Source organism: Cupriavidus basilensis OR16, assembly GCF_000243095.1.
GTDB lineage: Bacteria > Pseudomonadota > Gammaproteobacteria > Burkholderiales > Burkholderiaceae > Cupriavidus > Cupriavidus basilensis_D.
In genome coordinates this window covers 1-206 of the sequence record NZ_AHJE01000394.1, presented here as the reverse complement: position 1 = coordinate 206, position 206 = coordinate 1, and the positions used below count along the sequence as shown (strand labels likewise).

General features: G+C 67.0%; 1 protein-coding gene. It reads right to left on the bottom strand.

Features of this window, described 5'->3' with window-relative positions; translation table 11 throughout:
- A partial coding sequence (locus tag OR16_RS39320) for an ABC transporter permease subunit (RefSeq protein WP_006165130.1) occupies positions 1-206 on the bottom strand: 206 nt, incomplete at both ends.

Sequence of the window (206 nt, the reverse complement as noted above, 5' to 3'; positions counted from 1 at the left end):
AGCACCGCGCCGCCGGCCATCTGCCCCAGTTGGATCCCCGCGAACGTCACCACCGGCAGCAACGCGTTGCGCAGCGCGTGGTGGCGGATCGTCCCGCCCATTGAAACGCCTTTGGCGCGCGCCGTCTTGATGAAGTCCATGCCAAGCACTTCGAGCATGGAAGCGCGCGTCAGCCGCGCGTAGACCGCCATGAAGAAGCAGCCGAG